This window comes from Kitasatospora sp. NPDC033851 (assembly GCF_055576085.1).
This window is the reverse complement of the sequence record NZ_JBVIRL010000035.1, coordinates 34,464-46,299: the sequence shown is the minus strand read 5'-3', so window position 1 is coordinate 46,299 and position 11,836 is coordinate 34,464. Positions and strand designations below refer to the sequence as shown.

Annotated in this window: 10 protein-coding genes; 7 read left to right on the top strand and 3 right to left on the bottom strand. The window is 73.0% G+C overall.

Features of this window, described 5'->3' with window-relative positions; genetic code table 11:
* The first annotated feature begins 254 nt into the window (after nt 1-254).
* Complete coding sequence (locus ACZ51D_RS38400) at nt 255-1,055, top strand: S1 family peptidase (protein WP_465623243.1); 801 nt, start codon at nt 255-257, stop codon at nt 1,053-1,055.
* A gap of 224 nt (nt 1,056-1,279) precedes the next feature.
* Here ACZ51D_RS38400 and ACZ51D_RS38395 read toward each other — a convergent pair whose 3' ends face one another.
* On the bottom strand, nt 1,280-1,513 hold the full coding sequence (locus tag ACZ51D_RS38395; protein WP_360505994.1) for a DUF7455 domain-containing protein: 234 nt from the start codon (nt 1,511-1,513) through the stop codon (nt 1,280-1,282).
* 539 nt (nt 1,514-2,052) lie between these two features.
* Here ACZ51D_RS38395 and ACZ51D_RS38390 point away from each other — a divergent pair.
* From ACZ51D_RS38390 to ACZ51D_RS38365, 6 genes are all read left to right on the top strand, one after another.
* Nucleotides 2,053-4,164: a DNA gyrase/topoisomerase IV subunit B gene (locus tag ACZ51D_RS38390; protein ID WP_360505997.1), complete on the top strand. Its 2,112-nt coding sequence runs from the start codon at nt 2,053-2,055 to the stop codon at nt 4,162-4,164.
* A gap of 156 nt (nt 4,165-4,320) precedes the next feature.
* Entirely contained in the window at nt 4,321-4,806 is a 486-nt protein-coding gene (locus tag ACZ51D_RS38385; RefSeq protein ID WP_465623150.1) for a DUF1453 domain-containing protein, read from the top strand.
* 82 nt (nt 4,807-4,888) lie between these two features.
* Nucleotides 4,889-6,079 carry a sensor histidine kinase gene (locus ACZ51D_RS38380; protein WP_465623148.1) on the top strand — a complete coding sequence of 397 codons (1,191 nt, stop codon included), beginning with the start codon at nt 4,889-4,891 and terminating at the stop codon, nt 6,077-6,079.
* Nucleotides 6,076-6,768, top strand: a complete 693-nt coding sequence (locus tag ACZ51D_RS38375; protein WP_465664870.1) for a response regulator transcription factor — start codon at nt 6,076-6,078, stop codon at nt 6,766-6,768. Before ACZ51D_RS38380 ends, ACZ51D_RS38375 begins: the two co-directional genes overlap by 4 nt.
* Before the next feature lie 127 nt (nt 6,769-6,895).
* Nucleotides 6,896-7,564, top strand: coding sequence for a DUF485 domain-containing protein (locus ACZ51D_RS38370; protein ID WP_465664868.1), 669 nt, complete (start codon nt 6,896-6,898; stop codon nt 7,562-7,564).
* Nucleotides 7,561-9,363: a solute symporter family protein gene (locus ACZ51D_RS38365; protein WP_465623144.1), complete on the top strand. Its 1,803-nt coding sequence runs from the start codon at nt 7,561-7,563 to the stop codon at nt 9,361-9,363. The genes ACZ51D_RS38370 and ACZ51D_RS38365 overlap by 4 nt, the downstream gene beginning before the upstream one ends.
* 145 nt (nt 9,364-9,508) lie before the next feature.
* On the opposite strand, the gene ACZ51D_RS38360 is transcribed toward ACZ51D_RS38365, so the two are convergent.
* On the bottom strand, nt 9,509-10,195 hold the full coding sequence (locus ACZ51D_RS38360) for a response regulator (RefSeq protein WP_360506014.1): 687 nt from the start codon (nt 10,193-10,195) through the stop codon (nt 9,509-9,511).
* Nucleotides 10,195-11,790: an ATP-binding protein gene (locus ACZ51D_RS38355; RefSeq protein ID WP_465623142.1), complete on the bottom strand. Its 1,596-nt coding sequence runs from the start codon at nt 11,788-11,790 to the stop codon at nt 10,195-10,197. Before ACZ51D_RS38355 ends, ACZ51D_RS38360 begins: the two co-directional genes overlap by 1 nt.
* Between the last annotated feature and the right edge of the window lie 46 nt (nt 11,791-11,836).

Genomic DNA, 11,836 nt, shown 5'->3' with positions numbered 1-11,836 from the left:
CGGCTCCGGGCCTTCACGGCTGTCCGGCCCCGGGTGTGTCAGCGTCCGGGTGCTGGTTGTCGCTCGTCCGGGTGGCGGCGTGTCCGGAAGCGGACGCACAGCGTAGTTGAACACCTACGCTGTGCCGGTTGCCTGCTGCCGAGCCTTCTGGAGTCACGGTGCCGACCGAGCCGGACCGCACTGACCTGCCGACCCCCGTCCCGCCCCGGGCCGACCCGGCCGCCGCCCGGGCGGACCGCCGTCGCCGGGCTGCCGTGCTGGCGCTGCTCGCCGCCGTACCCGTCCCGCTGGTCGCCCTCGGTGCGGCGGCGCCGGCCGAGGCACAGCGCCGGGTGGTCGGCGGCAACGCCGCCAGCACCGTCGACCACCCGTGGATCGTGGCGCTGGCCAGCCGCCAGCAGTTCGGCAGCGGCCGCTCCGGTCAGTTCTGCGGGGGCGCGCTGGTCGGCCCGACCAAGGTGGTGACGGCCGCGCACTGCTTCTACGACGAGGGCAAGGGGCGGGTGGAGCGGCCCGGACTCAAGGTGATCGTCGGCCGGGACGACATGCGCGGCACGTCCGGCCGCGAGGTGGCGGTGCAGTCGGTCTGGATCCACCCCGACTACTCCTTCGCCGCCAACATGAACGACGTCGCGGTGCTCACGCTCGCCGAGTCCCAGGGCTCCCGGCCGGTGGTCGAGCTGGTCGGCCCGGGCGAAACGGCGCCGTACGCGGCCGGGACCAGGGCGCAGGTGTACGGCTGGGGCGACACCACCGGGCGGGGTGCCTACTCGCCCGTGCTGCGCGGGGTGGACGTGTCGATCGTTCCGGACCAGACCTGTGCGCACGCCTACCCGGGCGGGCAGGACGGCAAGTTCGACGCCCGGGGCATGGTCTGCGCGGGCGAGGAGAAGGGCGGCAAGGACGCCTGCCAGGGCGACAGCGGCGGCCCGCTGGTCGTCGACGGGCGACTGGTCGGCCTGGTGTCCTGGGGGACGGGCTGTGCCGAGGCGGCCCACCCGGGCGTCTACACGCGGGTGTCCACGGTCGCGGACGCGGTGCACTCGGTGCTGTGAGTGGCGGGGAGCCGCCGCGAGCCTCGCGGTGAGTGATGCGTCGGTCACGTTCTGACGCAGCGTCGAATCACCGAGCCCGCAGCGGGTGAACGCGGGAGAACCGTCCGGAGAACAACGGAGCCGGGCGACCGGCCCCCGAGGGGGTCAATCGCCCGGCTCACCGGTCGCGCGCAGTGCGTGACCGGACACAGCTCGACGCTGGCTGCTGGTGGCGGCGCCTGGAATCAGCGCTCGTCGTCGGTGGCCGTCGCGTTGGGGCTGGTGCTGAGACGGCCGCTCTCGTCCTGTATCTCCACGGCGATCTTCTTGAGCTCGGGCTCGAACTTCCGGCCGTGGTGGGCGCAGAAGAGCAGCTCTCCGCCGCTGGCGAGTACGACGCGCAGGTAAGCCTGGGCGCCGCATCGGTCGCAGCGGTCAGCCGCGGTGAGCGGGCTCGCAGGTGTCAGAACAGTAGTCACGTCGCCTCTTCTCTAGCTCGACGAGCTGTCGTACCAGGGTCAACATCCAACCAGGCCGAAAACGTTCCCGCTCGTGGCTTTTCTTCTCTGAGGATTCTGCATGTGTTGATGAGGACGTGCCCCGGGCGCCGGTGGTTCATGCGTGCCGAGTCCCGGGATCCGTCCACCGCTCGAACGTCCGATCGGGATCGGGTCCGAGGTCCGCGTAGCATAATCCTCTGCCGGGTTGGAGCATAAGCCCCGTCCCGGGCCCCGGTAGCCTGCATAACGGCAGTTCCGGAGCTTGCGCCGGTCCCACGATCCGCCAGGACCGGTGCTATCGGGAGGAGATGGCGCCCCCGGGGGCCCACGCCCCGGCGCGGTCCTTGTTCGCGCAGCGCGTACAAGCTGCGCGGGGCCCGGCCGACGTGCTGCACACCCGACGGAGGGGTGTGGGCACGCAGAGCGACGGATGTCGGTGCGGCGTGCTGCACTGGCGTTTGGTCCGGATCCGTCCGGATGTGACCGATGAGACAGAACTTCACCGAGGAGAGTGCCGCGTGAGTGCCGAAACGACCGTGCCGTCCGCGCTGCTGGCCGGCGACGACGGTTCCAACTACACCGCGCGGCACCTGCTCGTCCTGGAGGGCCTTGAGGCGGTTCGCAAGCGCCCCGGCATGTACATCGGCTCGACCGACAGCCGTGGCCTGATGCACTGCCTCTGGGAGATCATCGACAACTCCGTCGACGAGGCGCTCGGCGGCTACTGCGACCGCATCGACGTCGTGCTGCACCCGGACTCCTCGGTCGAGGTCCGCGACAACGGGCGCGGCATCCCGGTCGACGTCGAGCCCAAGACCGGACTGTCCGGTGTCGAGGTCGTGATGACCAAGCTGCACGCCGGCGGCAAGTTCGGCGGCGGCTCCTACGCGGCCTCCGGCGGTCTGCACGGCGTCGGCGCCTCGGTGGTGAACGCCCTCTCCGCCCGGCTGGACGTCGAGGTCGACCGCGGCGGCCACACCCACGCGATCAGCTTCCGCCGCGGCACCCCGGGCATCTTCACCGAGACCAGCCCGGACGCGCCCTTCGAGCCCGCCAACGGGCTGACCAAGGCCCGCAAGGTGCCGAAGACCCGCACCGGCACCCGGATCCGCTACTGGGCCGACCGGCAGATCTTCCTCAAGGACGCCAAGCTCTCCCTGGAGACGCTGCACAGCCGCGCCCGGCAGACCGCCTTCCTCGTCCCCGGCCTGACCATCGTCGTGCGTGACGAACGGCTCACCGAGAGCGAGCAGATCGACGAGTCGGTCTTCCGCTACGACGGCGGCGTCGCCGAGTTCTGCGAGTTCCTGGCCCCCGACAAGCCGGTCTGCGACGTGCTGCGGCTGCGCGGCGAGGGCACTTTCAAGGAGACGGTGCCGGTCCTGGACGAGCTCGGCCACATGACCCCCACCGAGGTCACCCGCCACCTCGGGGTGGACATCGCGCTGCGCTGGGGCACGGGCTACGACACCACCCTGCGCTCCTTCGTCAACATCATCGCCACCCCCAAGGGCGGCACCCACGTCACGGGCTTCGAGCGCTCGCTGGCCAAGACCGTCAACGAGGCGCTGCGGGCCGGCAAGCTGCTGCGCGTCGCCGAGGACGACGTCACCAAGGACGATGCCACCGAGGGCCTCACCGCGGTGGTCACCGTCCGGCTCGCCGAGCCGCAGTTCGAGGGCCAGACCAAGGAGGTGCTCGGCACCTCGGCGGCCAACCGGATCGTCGCCGCCGTCGTCGCCAAGGAGCTCAAGGCCTTCCTCACCTCGGCCAAGAAGGACGAGAAGCTCCAGGCGCGGGCCGTGCTGGAGAAGGTCGTCGCGGCCGCCCGCACCCGGGTCGCGGCCCGCCAGCACAAGGAGGCCCAGCGCCGCAAGACCGCGCTGGAGACCAGCTCGCTGCCCGCGAAGCTGGCCGACTGCCGCAGCGACGACGTCGACCGCAGCGAACTGTTCATCGTCGAGGGCGACTCCGCGCTCGGCACCGCCAAGCTCGCCCGCAACTCCGAGTTCCAGGCGCTGCTGCCGATCCGCGGCAAGATCCTCAACGTGCAGAAGGCCTCGGTGAGCGACATGCTCAAGAACGCCGAGTGCGCCGCGATCATCCAGGTGATAGGGGCCGGCTCGGGCCGCACCTTCGACATCGACCAGGCCCGCTACGGCCGCGTCATCTTCATGGCCGACGCCGACGTCGACGGCTCGCACATCCGTACCCTGCTGCTGACCCTCTTCCACCGCTACATGCGGCCGATGGTCGAGCAGGGCCGGGTCTTCGCCGCCGTGCCGCCGCTGCACCGGATCGAGCTCACCAACCCCAAGCGCGGCCAGGAGAAGTACCACTACACCTACTCCGACGCCGAACTGCGCTCCACCCTGCTGGAGTTCCAGCGCAAGGGGCTGCGTTGGAAGGACCCGGTGCAGCGCTACAAGGGTCTGGGCGAAATGGACGCCGACCAGCTGGCCGAGACCACCATGGACCCGCGCCACCGCACGCTGCGCCGGATCAACCTGGGCGACCTGGAACAGGCCGAGAGGATCTTCGACCTCCTGATGGGCAACGACGTCGCCCCGCGCAAGGAGTTCATCGTGGACTCGGCGGCCACCCTGGACCGCTCGCGCATCGACGCCTGACGCACCCCGTCCGGCCGGGCCCTCCACCCACGGGTGGAGGGCCCGCGCGCTTTCCGTTCCACCCGAGGTCCACCCCCGCTCCGATCAGGGGGAACGGCCCGGTCCGTAGCGTCGGAGAGGTCAGCACAAGCCCTTCCGTCGGGACGGAGAAGTTCGATGAGCGCCCTTGCCAACCTCCTCGTGATCGCGGTGGTGATGGTCGCGGTGGTCCAGCGCCAGATGCGTGTCCAGCGCCTAGACACCGAGCGCCGCTTCTGGCTGCTGCCGCTGATCCTGGGCGTGCTCGCACTGCGCGACCCGCAGATCATCGACCATCAGCACACCGGGCTCTCGATCGCCCTGCTGGCCGCCGGACTGGTGACGGTGCTCGCGATGGGCTCCGTCTGGGGCTGGACCGTCCGGCTCTGGCGGGACGCCGACGGCACCGTCCTGGCCAAGGGCACCAAGGCCACGATGGCCGCCTGGGGCGGGATGATCGCCGTCCGGGTCGGCCTGTACGGGATCGGCTCGGCGCTGCACGTCCACCAGTCGGGCAGCGCGCTGATGCTGGGCATGGCGGTCATGCTGCTGGTCCGCTCGCTCGTGGTGAACTGGCGGGCCCGGATGCTGGAGCCCGTCGAGCGGACCGCCGTGCTGCGGTGATCTCGTCGAGACCCTGTCGAAGGACCGCAGTGATCCCCCGTCGGTGAGCCCTGAGCCCGCCGTGAGCACCGAGGAGGCACCCGTGGCCGCGTGGTACCGGACCCGCTGGCCGTCCCGCGAGGGGCTGGAGCGTGAGGCCGAGAGCCGGCCGCGGCGGGTCCTCAGCGTGTTCGGTCGGATCGTCCTGCTGGCCGTCGTCGGCTGGGGGACCTTCTCCGACGGCAAGTACGCCGGCTGGGCGGCGGTGGCCGCGGCGGCCGGGCTGGTCGCGGCCGTCGCGCTCTGCGCGCTCTACCTGCGGGTCACCCGGGAGCAGCGCCCGACGGCCTCGTACCTGCTGTCGGCCGCCCTGATCGGTGCCGCCTGGCTCGCCAACCGGGGGCTGGCCTACACGCTGGCCGACTTCCTCTGGATCGGGCTGGCCGTGACGGTGCTGATCCGGCTGCCGCCCGCGCCCGCGCTGCTCGCGGCGGTGGCCGCGCTGGGCTCGTACACGGCCGCTTCCCCGGCGAGCTGGCTCAGTATCTCCGCCACCGTCGGCGGTTCCGTCCTGCTCGGCTACCTGCTGCGGCTGGACGTCGAGGCGCGCGGCACCGCGCGCCGACTGCTCGAACAGGAGCGGGCCGCGCGGGCCGCCGAGGCGGAGAGCGCGGCGCTCGCCGAACGGGCCAGGATCGCCCGGGAGATCCACGACGTGCTCGCCCACAGCCTCTCCGCGCAGCTCGTCCACCTGGAGGCGGCCCGGCTGATGCTGGAGCGCGACACCGATCGCGAGCAGATTCGCGAACGGGTCGTCGCCGCCCGGCGGATGGCGCAGGACGGGCTGGCCGAGACCCGGCAGGCGCTGTCCGCGCTGCGCGGCGAGTTCACCCCGGTCGGGGACTTCCTGGTCGAGCTGACCGGCCGGGAGCGGGCCGCCCTCGTCGTCACCGGCACACCCCGGCCGCTCGCCGCCGAGCCGGCCCTCGCGGTGCGGCGCACCGCGCAGGAGGCGCTGACCAATGTGCGCAAGCACGCGCCCGGCGCCCGCTGCTCCGTCGAACTGCGCTACCTGGACGGAGTCGTGGAGCTGGAGGTGCGCAACACCCGCCCGCCGCGCGGCCAGTCCGCGGGTGAGCTGTCGCCGGGTGAGCTTTCGCCGGGGGAGCTGGCCGGCAGCGGCAGCGGGTACGGTCTGCTGGGAATGCGCGAACGCGCGGAACTGCTCGGCGGCACGCTGCTGGCGGGCCCGGAGGACGGAGGGTGGCGCGTGCTGCTGCGGGTGCCGGCATGACGGCGGCGATCACCAGGGTGCTGGTGGCGGACGACCAGACGGTGGTGCGCGAGGGCATCGTGATGCTGCTGGGGCTGCTGCCCGGCATCGAGGTGGTCGGCGCGGCGGGCGACGGGGAGGAGGCCGTCGCCCTGGTGGAGCGCCATCACCCGGACGTGGTGCTGATGGACCTGCGGATGCCGCGCTGCGACGGCGTCGAGGCGACCCGGCGGATCCGGGCGGCGCACCCGGAGACCGAGGTCGTGATCCTCACCACCTACGCCGACGACGACTCGCTGTTCCCGGCACTGCAGGCCGGGGCGCGCGGCTACCTCACCAAGGACGCCGGCGCCGAGGAGATCGCCCGGGTCGTCGCGGACGTCCGCGCGGGCGCGGCCGGGCTCTCGCCGCAGGTCCAACTCCGGCTGTTGGAAAGGCTGTCGGAGCAGCCGGGCCGGTCCGCGCCGACGGCCGAACGGCGCGCCGTGCGGCCGGGGGAGCTGCCCGACGGGCTGACCGTCCGGGAGGCCGAGGTGCTGGCGCTGATCGCGCAGGGGCTCTCCAACGCCGAGATCGCCCAGCGGCTGTTCGTCAGCCAGGCCACCGTGAAGACGCACATCAACAACCTGTTCGCCAAGACCGCGGTCCGGGACCGGGCGCAGGCGGTCGCGTACGCGTTCCGACACGGAATCACCGGTACGCAGCAGTAGTCGTATGAGTGTCTGTCGGATGATCGATCACCTCATCGAGTGAACGTATCTACGGTGGTCGGAGGCGCTGTCCGGCGGCCCCCATCATGGTTCGGGTCAGAACGTCCGGCCGGGCCCAGGAGCAGCAGTGCCACAGCAGCAGACGAGCAGTCCCGGGCAGGGACAGCGATTCGACTGGTGGGCCGCTCCGGCTGCCGCCACCCTGTCCGCCACCCCGTCCGGCAGCCCGGCCGACGTCCCGTCCGGAGCCACGTCCGAGCCGTTCGAGCCGTCGGCACCGCACCGCCGATCGGCCGTGCCGACGCAGCCCGCGCCCGCCCGTACGGCTCCGGCGGGCACGGCTCCGGCGCGTACGGCTCCCGCCCGTGCGGAGCGGTCGGCACCGGTCGCGGCCGAGCCCGCCGCCGCGCCGGCCGACCGGGCCGCCGTCCCGCCGATCTGCCCGGACGCCCCGGTCGTCGACGCCGCTCCGGAGGCCGCCGACAGCACCAAGGTCTACCGGGCGGTCCAGGCCAGCGCGGCCTTCCAGGACATTCGCCGCAGCTACCGGTCGTTCGTCTTCCCGGTCACCGGTGGCTTCCTCGGCTGGTACCTGCTGTACGTCGCCGCCCAGGCGGCCGCCCCCGACCTGATGCGCACCCAGGTGGCCGGGCCGTTCAACGTGGCCTGGCTGCTCGGCCTGCTGCAGTTCGCCTCCACCTTCCTGCTCACCTGGCTCTACGCCCGCAACGCCCGGACCAAGCGCGACCGCGCCGCCCTGGGCCTGCGCTGGGACACCCAGGACCAACTGCGATGACGAGCGTGATGACCACACTGATGACCGGCCCGGTGAGGAACGCGGTGACGACCGTGCTGACGACCGCCACCCCGCCCCCCGTCGCCCCCACCGGCGACCACCACTCGCTCGCGATCGTGCTGTTCGCCGTCGTCGTCCTGGTCACCCTCGGCATCACCCTCTGGGTCGGCCGCCAGGGCAACGCCGCCGAGGACTTCTACGCAGGCGGCCGCGACTTCACCCCGCTGCAGAACGGCTTCGCCCTCTCCGGCGACTACCTCTCCGCCGCCTCCTTCCTCGGCGTCGCCGGGCTGATCGCCCTGTACGGCTACGACGGCGTGCTGTACAGCATCGGCTTCCTGGTCGCCTGGCTGGTGGTGCTGATGCTGGTCGCCGAACTCGTCCGCAACGCCGGCCGGTACACCCTGGCCGACGTGCTCGCGCTGCGGCTGCGCCGCCGCAAGGTGCGCGCCGCGGCCGGCGGCGCCAGCGTCGTCGTCACCCTGCTCTACCTGGTCGCCCAGATGGTCGGCGCCGGCTCGCTGGTCGCCCTGCTGCTCGGCACCGACAGCCCGCAGGCCCGGACCTGGACCATCATCGGGGTCGGCGCCCTGATGATCGTCTACGTGACGATCGGCGGGATGCGGGCCACCACCTGGATCCAGATCATCAAGGCCTTCCTGCTCACCGCCGGCTCGGTGCTGCTCACGGTGCTGCTGGTGGTCCGCTTCCACGGCGACCTCGGCGAACTGATGCGCCAGGCCGCGCAGCACAGCGGCGCCGGACACCGCTACCTGGAACCCGGGCTCAAGTACGGCCGCACCTTCACCAGCCGGCTGGACTTCTTCAGCCTCGGCCTCGCCCTGGTGCTCGGCACCGCCGGCCTGCCGCACATCCTGTCCCGCTTCTACACCGTGCCCACCGCGCGCGCCGCCCGCCGCTCCACGATGTGGGCGATCGGCCTGGTCGGCGGCTTCTACCTGATGGCGATCGTGCTCGGCCTCGGCGCCACCGCGCTGGTCGGCTCGGCCGAGGTGCGGCACGCCAACTCGGCCGGGAACACCGCCGTGCCGCTGCTCGCCCTGGTGCTCGGCGGCGGCAACGGCAGCACCGGCGGGGTGGTGCTGTTCGCGCTGATCTCGGCGATCGCCTTCGCCACCATCCTCGCCGTGGTCGCCGGACTGACCCTGGCCTCCTCGGCGGCCTTCGCCCACGACATCTGGGCCGGGGCCTGGCGCAACCGGCCCCGGCGGCGCCCCCGGGCACTTCGCGACCGGGGGCGCCGCCGTCGGGCCGAGGCCGTCCCGGCGTCCCGGTCGTCGGAGGGCGTCGCGGCCTCCCGGGCTGCGGAGGAGCCCGGGCCCGGGGCCGGCGAGCGGCAGGAGATCGTCGTCGCCCGGATCGCGGCCGTCGGGATCGGCGCGGCGGCGATCGTGCTCAGCCTCTACGCGCAGCAGCTGAACGTCGCCTTCCTGGTCGGCCTGGCCTTCGCCGTCGCCGCCTCCTCCAACCTGCCCGTGCTGCTGTACAGCCTGTTCTGGTCGCGGTTCACCGTCCGCGGCGCGGTCTGGTCGGTGTACGGCGGTCTGGTCCCGGCGATCGTGCTGGTGTTCTTCTCACCGGTGGTCTCCGGCACCAAGGTGGCGCTGTTCCCCGGCGTCGACTTCCACTGGTTCCCGCTGGAGAACCCCGGCATCGTCTCCATCCCGCTCGGCTTCCTGGCGGGCTGGATCGGTACGGTCACCTCGCCCGAGCCGGCCGACGCGGACCGCTTCGCCGAGCTGGAGGTGCGTGCCCTCACCGGTGCGGGCGCGGCCTGAGCCGTCGCGCCCGGGGAACCCCGGGCCTGGGGCCGCCGGGGTTCCCCCATATCCGGGGCCCTGCGGCGCCGGGCCCGGTGCCACCAAGCCGGGACTGCTGCCACCCGGCCCGGCCGGGACTGCTGCCACCCGGCCAGGACCGGGGCTACGCCCGAGCCGCTAGCCCGTAGCGGTGCTCCGGGCGGCCGGTGTCGCCGTACCGCAGGGTCAGCCGTAGCCGACTGTCCCGTTCCAGCTGCTTGAGGTAGCGCTGCGCCGTGGAGCGGCTCAGCCCGGTGGCGTCGGCGACCTCCTGGGCGGACAGCGGCCGGCCCGCCCGGCGCAGCACGCCCATCACCAGGTCGGTGGTCGGCGCCGAGTGACCCTTGGGCAGGGTCCCGGCCGGGGCGGCGGCGCTGCGCAGGGTCGCGAACAGCCGGTCCACCTCGTCCTGGCCGGCCTCCCGGGCCGGTGCGGCCAGCGCGTGCCGCAGCTGCGCGTACGCCGCCAGCTTGTCCCGCAGCCCGGCGAAGGTGAACGGCTTGACCAGGTACTGCAGCGCGCCGTGCTGCATCGCGGCATGCACCGTCGACACGTCCCGGGCGGCGGTCACCATCATCACGTCGCAGGCCACCTGGCGTTCCCGCAGCCGGCGCACCAGGGCCAGGCCGGTCTCGTCGGGCAGGTGGTGGTCGAGCAGCAGCAGGTCCACGGGGCGGCGTTCCAGCGAGGCCAGCGCCTCCCCGGCCGAGTGCGCGGTGCCGGTGACCCGGAAGCCCGGCACCTTGGCCACGTACGCGGCGTGCACGTCGGCGACCCGGAAGTCGTCGTCCACCACGAGTACGTCGATCATCAGGCCTCCACGAGCCGATCGGTGAGCAGGGCCTCGGGCAGCTCGACCGTGAACCGGGCGCCGCCCATCGGCCCGGCGTCGAGCACGATCCGGCCGCCGGTCCGTTCGACCAGCCGCCGCACCATCGCCAGTCCCAGCCCGCGCGGACGGTGCGCGGGTGCGTCCTTGCTGGTCCACCCCTCCTCGAAGACCTGCTCGCGCAGCTCCTCCGGCACGCCCGGGCCGCTGTCCGCGACCTGCAGCAGAAGGGTCGAGCCGGCCGCCGCCAGGCTCACCTCCGCCCGGCCGCCCCCACCCGGCGTCAACGCGTCCACCGCGTTGTCGATCAGATTGCCGAGCACCGTCACCAGCGCCCGGGCGTCCACCACCGCGTCCGGCAGGTGCGCCGCCGGGGCCAGCACCAGCCGGACCCCGCGCTCCTGCGCCACCGCCGTCTTGCCCGCCAGCAGCGCCGCGACGTGCGGATCCTGCACCTGCTCGGCGATCCGGGCGGCGACCACGGCGTGCGAGCCGGACTGCTCCGAGATGAACGCCACCGCCTGCTCGTGGCGGCCCAGTTCCAGTAGGCCCAGCAGGGTGTGCATCCGGTTGGCGTGCTCGTGGTCCTGGGCGCGCAGCGCCTCGGTCAGGCTGCGGGTGGTGTCCAGTTCGCGGACCAGCGACTCCAGCTCGGTGCGGTCGCGCAGTGTGACCACCGCGCCCCGCTCGGGGGTCGCCATCCGGTTGACCACCAGCACCCGGTCGTCCCGGACGGCCGGCAGATCGGCGCCGGTGATCCGCCCGGTCAGCACGTCGGCCAGCCGGCCCGGCGGCAGCACCTCGGCGATCGGGCGGCCGGTGCAGTCCTCGGGCAGGCCGAGCAGTCGGACCGCCTCGTCGTTGGCCAGCCGGATCCGGCCGCGCTCGTCCAGCGCCACCATGCCCTCGCGGATGCCGTGCAGCATCGCCTCCCGCTCCACCAGCAGCGCGGAGATGTCGGCCAGCGCGATGTTGTGGGTGCGGCGCTTGAGCCGGCGGGCCAGGGCGAGCGTGGCGACCGTACCGGCGGCCAGGCCGGCGCCCGCGCACAGCAGGATCCCGGTGAGCATCTTCAGCAGCCGGCGCCGGATCGAGTCGTCGCTGATGCCCACCGACACCTCGCCGACGATCCGGCCGTCCGTCATCCGCAGTGGCACCTTGCCGCGCGCGGTGCGGCCCAGGGTGCCCTGCTGGATCGCGGTGATGCTGCGGCCGCCCAGCGCCGGCTCCGGGTCGGTGCTGACCCGGTGGCCGATCCGGCCGGGGTCGGTGTGCGAGAGCCGGATCCCGTCCAGGTCGGTGACCACCACGAAGCTGGCGCCGGTGGCCAGGCGGATCTGTTCGGCGTTGCGCTGCGCGGTGACCACGTCGCGGGTGTCGGCGGCCCGGGCGATCGTCTCGTCGGTGGCGGTGGCCTGGGCGATCGACAGCGCCCGCTGCATCGCGTCGTGGTCCAGCTCGCTGCTGACCGGGGCCAGGAACAGCCCGGCGGTCACGGTGGTGACACCGACGGTGACGACGGTCTGGCTCAGCAGCAGCTGGGCGAAGACCCGGCGGGGCCAGTGGGGGAGCTTCATCCGGGCCTCCTCTCGGCAGCTTCGGGCGGTTCTGCGGGGGTGGGGG

What these genes read in the sequence shown, in the direction of transcription:
- ACZ51D_RS38375 (WP_465664870.1), top strand. Translation starts at nt 6,076, where the DNA reads ATGACGGCGGCGATCACCAGGGTGCTGGTGGCGGACGACCAGACGGTG.
- ACZ51D_RS38355 (WP_465623142.1), bottom strand. Translation starts at nt 11,790, where the DNA reads ATGAAGCTCCCCCACTGGCCCCGCCGGGTCTTCGCCCAGCTGCTGCTG.
- ACZ51D_RS38385 (WP_465623150.1), top strand. Translation starts at nt 4,321, where the DNA reads ATGAGCGCCCTTGCCAACCTCCTCGTGATCGCGGTGGTGATGGTCGCG.
- ACZ51D_RS38365 (WP_465623144.1), top strand. Translation starts at nt 7,561, where the DNA reads ATGACGAGCGTGATGACCACACTGATGACCGGCCCGGTGAGGAACGCG.
- ACZ51D_RS38360 (WP_360506014.1), bottom strand. Translation starts at nt 10,195, where the DNA reads ATGATCGACGTACTCGTGGTGGACGACGACTTCCGGGTCGCCGACGTG.